The sequence below is a fragment of the Ramlibacter sp. genome, from assembly GCF_013697775.1.
In the GTDB taxonomy this organism is placed as follows: Bacteria; Pseudomonadota; Gammaproteobacteria; order Burkholderiales; family Burkholderiaceae_C; genus Ramlibacter.
The window spans coordinates 1-3,295 of the sequence record NZ_JACCWG010000425.1 but is presented as its reverse complement, the minus strand read 5'-3'; the positions used below and the strand labels follow the sequence as shown (position 1 = coordinate 3,295).

6 protein-coding genes are annotated in these 3,295 nt (G+C 67.3%); 3 read left to right on the top strand and 3 right to left on the bottom strand.

The features are described from left to right. The 3 genes from H0U68_RS21570 to H0U68_RS21560 form a co-directional block, all read right to left on the bottom strand. Positions 1 to 343, bottom strand: a 343-nt coding sequence (locus H0U68_RS21570) for an RNA-binding protein (RefSeq protein WP_296358958.1), incomplete at its 3' end; no start/stop codon positions are given. 293 nt (positions 344 to 636) lie between these two features. After that, positions 637 to 840 carry a zf-HC2 domain-containing protein gene (locus H0U68_RS21565; RefSeq protein WP_296358957.1) on the bottom strand — a complete coding sequence of 68 codons (204 nt, stop codon included), beginning with the start codon at positions 838 to 840 and terminating at the stop codon, positions 637 to 639. Next, positions 837 to 1,397 (bottom strand): sigma-70 family RNA polymerase sigma factor, encoded by a 561-nt coding sequence (locus H0U68_RS21560; RefSeq protein ID WP_296358956.1) that lies wholly within the window; start codon positions 1,395 to 1,397, stop codon positions 837 to 839. The genes H0U68_RS21565 and H0U68_RS21560 overlap by 4 nt, the downstream gene beginning before the upstream one ends. Positions 1,398 to 1,442: 45 nt before the next feature. Here H0U68_RS21560 and H0U68_RS21555 point away from each other — a divergent pair, with 45 nt between their 5' ends. The 3 genes from H0U68_RS21555 (at position 1,443) to H0U68_RS21545 (ending at position 3,195) form a co-directional block, all read left to right on the top strand. After that, positions 1,443 to 1,931, top strand: coding sequence for a TlpA disulfide reductase family protein (locus H0U68_RS21555; protein ID WP_296358955.1), 489 nt, complete (start codon positions 1,443 to 1,445; stop codon positions 1,929 to 1,931). A gap of 95 nt (positions 1,932 to 2,026) precedes the next feature. Beyond that, the gene (locus H0U68_RS21550) at positions 2,027 to 2,308 is read left to right on the top strand and encodes a DUF2282 domain-containing protein (RefSeq protein WP_296358954.1); all 282 of its coding nucleotides are present in this window, start codon (positions 2,027 to 2,029) and stop codon (positions 2,306 to 2,308) included. Positions 2,309 to 2,313: 5 nt separating this feature from the next. Beyond that, positions 2,314 to 3,195: a DUF692 domain-containing protein gene (locus tag H0U68_RS21545; protein WP_296358953.1), complete on the top strand. Its 882-nt coding sequence runs from the start codon at positions 2,314 to 2,316 to the stop codon at positions 3,193 to 3,195. Positions 3,196 to 3,295: the final 100 nt, after the last annotated feature.

Genomic DNA, 3,295 nt, shown 5'->3' with positions numbered 1-3,295 from the left:
CACCACCGCCGCCCCCGCCGCTGCCGCCACCACCGTAGCCGCCACCGCCACCACCGAAGCCGCCGCCGCCACCACCGCCGGTGCGCGGACGCTGCTCCATCGGGCGCGCCTCGTTCACCACGATGCTGCGGCCGCCCAGGGGCTGGCCGTTCATACCGCTGACCGCCGCTTGCGCTTCTGCGTCACTGGCCATTTCCACGAAGCCGAAGCCCTTGGAGCGGCCGGTTTCGCGTTCCATCATGACCTTGGCACTGGTCACTTGGCCGAACTGGCCGAATGCCTGTTCGAGATCGCTGTCGCGCATCTGGTAGGGCAGATTGCCGACGTAAAGTTTGTTGCCCATGAAATGGGACTCCTCAAGATAACAATGGACTTTGCGCGATGGAGTCCGAAAACGCATTCAACCAAATCAGCGACGCGAAAATTGACCTGTTCACCGCAACCTGCGTGAAATCAAAAAACAGCTTTGGAACCACGCTTTTCTATTATGAAGCAGATGCAGGGCACCCTGGCAAGTGCCAGCAGCTGTCTTTGTCGCTCCGAGCCGAATAAATCGGACTTGTTGTAACTCTTTTTGGCTCATTGAAGAAGGCCATGCTCTGCCGTAGCGCCCTGCACTGCGGCCATGGACTGCAATCAGGCCTGGTCGTCGTCCCGGTAATTGCGCCATTGGCGCAGCGCGCTGCGCATGGTGAGAAGCTGGCGCTCGAACGCCGGGCAGGCGCGGCATGCGGCCACGTGCATGCGCAGCGCGACCCGGTCGGCCCACGGCAGCGCACGGTCCTCGCGGGCGATCAGCAGCGCGGCGACCTGCTTGCAGGTGCGACGCAATGGCATCATGCGACTCGGCCTCCGAACCAGTTGAGTTCCAGGCACTCGCGCAGGCGAAGGCGTGCGCGATGCAGCAGGACGTACAGGTTGGTCGGCGTCACCTGCAGTTCCTTGCAGATTTCGTCGCTGGAGAGCTCCAGCCACTCGCGCATCAGGAACACGCGGCCCATGGCGGCGGGCAGCTTGTCGGTGCAGGCTTCCAGCACGGCGAAGAACTGGCGCGAACTCAGCTCCTGCTCGGGGTTGCCCCAGTCGGACGGCTGCGCCGCGTAATGGCCGTCGGCCTTGAAGGCCAGCGCGTCGAGCTCCTCGCTGGCGTCGCCGTCCTGCGGGTCCAGCGCCACCTCGCGCTTGCGCTGGCGCAGGATATCGATCACCTTGTGCTTCAGGATGCCGACCAGCCAGGTTTTGAGCTGGCTGCGGTTGCCGAAGGATTGCGGTTTGACCAGCGCGGCCAGCAGCGTTTCCGACACCGCGTCCTCGGCCCAGGCGTCGTTGCGCAGTTGCAGCCGGGCAAAACGTAGGAGATAGTCGCGGTGCTGGGCGAGCTGGCGGTCCAGTGACATGGGGTCGATCTGTAAGTCAGGCATCTTCGCACACGACACATTCGCATGAAATCCGTACTGACCGCATTCGCGCTGCTGGCCGCACTGGCCGCCGGCCCCCTCCACGCGCAGCCGGCCGCGCCGGCGCTGGAGGGTCGTACTGTGGACGGCAAACCGTTCCAGCTGGCCGCGCTCAAGGGCAAAGTGGTGCTGCTGATGTTCTGGTCCACCGAATGCGCGGTCTGCCGCGACAAGATGCCCGAGCTACGCCAGAACTACGAGGGCTGGCGCGGCAAGCCGTTCGAGATGGTGCTGGTGAGCACCGACCGCCGCATGGAAGACCTGCAGTCGTACGAGCAGATCATCTCGCGCACGGTGCCGCTCAAGCAGCGCTTCGTGCAGCTGTGGGTCGGCGATGCCGGTTACCGGGACGGCTTCGGCAAGCCCGCGCAGCTGCCCGCGAGCTTCCTGATCGACAAGTCCGGCCGGGTGGTCGAGCGCTACCAGGGCCGCATTCCGGCCGAAGCCTGGGACCGCATCGCGGAGCTGCTGTAAGAACCTTCGCGGCAGGCCGACCAAGCCGCAACCAGGACGGATTGCGGCCTGGTGAACAACCGATCTTCGTCAACTTTCTTGCAAGGGAAATCGCCATGCACCAACGTGTCCTGATCGCCGCCGCCGCGGCCTCGCTGCTGTCCACCATGCTCGTGGCCGCCCCGGCCGCCGCGCAGGGAAGCGACAAGGAGAAGTGCTACGGCATCGCCAAGGCCGGCCAGAACGACTGCGCCAACCTCACCGGCAGCCACTCGTGCGCCGGCCAGTCCAAGGTGAGCGACAACGCCGCCGAGTGGAAGTACGTCGCCAAGGGCACCTGCAAGGGCATGAAGGGCATGACGGCCAAAGAGGCCAAAATGAAGGCCACCAAGTCCTGATCGCCATGGACGGCGCGACGCCCGGCGCCGCGCCGCGTCCCGTGGGCATCGGCTGGCGCCATCCGCACTATGCCGAACTGCTCGCGGCGCGGCCCGCCCTGGATTTCCTGGAGGTCCATTCCGAAAACTTTTTCGGCGCGGGCGGCGCCGCGCTCGCGGTGCTGGAGCAGGCGCGCCGGGCCTACCCGGTCAGCCTGCACGGCGTCGGGCTGGCGCTCGGGTCAGCCGCGGGCATCGATGCCTGGCATCTGGAGCAGCTCGCGCGGCTGGTGCAGCGCATCGATCCTCTGCTGGTCAGCGACCATGCCTGCTTCGCACGGGCGCCGTGGAACGGCGGCATCGTGCACGCGGCCGACCTGCTGCCCATCCCGTTCAACACCGAAGCGCTGGACGTGCTCGCGGCCAACGTGCAGCGCGTGCAAGACCGGCTGCGGCGCCCGCTCCTGCTGGAAAACCTCTCGGCCTACGTCACGCTCGCGGGCAGCGATCGCGGCGAGCCCGAGTTTCTTGCCGCGCTCGCGCGGCGCACCGGCTGCAAGCTGCTGGTGGACGTGAACAACATCTACGTGAACGCGCTCAACGCGCGGCGCGCGGGCGATGCGGCCGAGCCCCTCGACGCCTGCCGGCGCTGGCTCGATGCGCTCCCGCCCCCTGCCGTGGGCGAGCTGCACGTCGCCGGCCACTGCGTGCTGCCCGACATCGTGATCGACGACCACGGCAGCGGCGTGTGCGATGCCGTCTGGTCGCTGCATGCCCATGCGATCGGCCGCTTCGGCGCCGTGCCCACGCTGGTGGAGTGGGACACGGGCATTCCGGCGCTCGGCGTGCTGCTGGCTGAAGCCGAGCACGCGCGTTCCGCTGCGCAGCACACCGGGGCCCCAGCATGAGCGCACTCGCCAGGCAGCAGCAGGCCTTGCTGCGCGCGCTGTGGCAGCCGCGGCCCGAGCACGCGCTGGAGGCGGTCGCTGCGCACGTGCCCGACGCCGC